General features: G+C 71.9%; 1 protein-coding gene. It reads right to left on the bottom strand.

The features are described 5' to 3' along the window. A partial coding sequence (locus C0461_RS14400) for a CaiB/BaiF CoA-transferase family protein (RefSeq protein ID WP_292107994.1) occupies window positions 1–540 on the bottom strand: 540 nt, incomplete at both ends.

The raw sequence follows: 540 nt of genomic DNA, 5'->3' as shown, positions 1-540 counted from the left end.
CGGTCGGACCTGTCCCGATAACGCGCCAACACCGCGTCCGTATGCTCGCCCAGGGCGGGCGGCGGGCGGTCGCTGACCAGGGGCGCGCCGTTCATGCGGACAGGGCTGGCCACCGTGCGGACGGGGGCGTTCAGGTCCGGGCGGGTCTGTTCGACGGTCAGTCCCCGCGCCACCGCCTGGGGCTCCGCGAAGACCTGATCCACCGTGTTGACGGGGCCGCAGGGCACGCCCGCCTGCTCCAGCCGCTGCATCAGGGCGGCCATGGTCAGGGGCGCGGTCAGGGCCGAGAGGATGGGCCCCAGCTGGTCGCGGTCAGCCACACGTCCGGCGTTGGAGGCGAAGCGGTCGTCCGTCCCCAGCTCCGGCTCGCCCAGCGCCTGGCACAGGGCGCGGAACTGGCCGTCATTGCCCACGGCGATCACCACCATGCCGTCACTGCACGGGAACGGTTGATAGGGCGCCAGATTGGGGTGGGCGTTGCCCATGCGGGTCGGGGCCTTGCCGGACACGAAGTAGTTGGTGGCCTGATTGGCCAGCATC

This window comes from Brevundimonas sp. (assembly GCF_013823285.1).
Classification (GTDB): Bacteria; Pseudomonadota; Alphaproteobacteria; order Caulobacterales; family Caulobacteraceae; genus Brevundimonas.
Note: the sequence above shows the minus strand (reverse complement) of the source record. Positions and strands in the feature narration are given on the sequence as shown.